This is a genomic window from Granulicatella sp. WM01, assembly GCF_004570605.1.
Lineage (GTDB): Bacteria > Bacillota > Bacilli > Lactobacillales > Aerococcaceae > WM01.
On the sequence record NZ_SPPB01000211.1, the window covers coordinates 1 to 212 of the forward strand.

The following is a 212-nucleotide window of genomic DNA, read 5'->3' on the forward strand; positions in this document are numbered from 1 at the left end:
TCTTGAATATCGCTGACAACATTTATGCCACACGTTGTTTGTTAACACATGAAGAGCATTCAGCGGTGTTTGATTTGGGTGAGACTATAAAAAAAGAAAGACGCCAATACGTTCCACCACAATCACACCCGTGGAAACTGGCATCTTTCAAACGCTATCTCAAGAGTATTGGAAAAACTCTTGAAGAGTATCAAGACAACAAGCTTGCTTGA

Annotated in this window: 1 pseudogene; it reads left to right on the plus strand. The window is 40.1% G+C overall.

Annotated features, from left to right (window positions below):
* Positions 1-212 (plus strand): annotated as a pseudogene (locus tag E4T68_RS09465) (ISNCY family transposase); the annotation flags it as partial.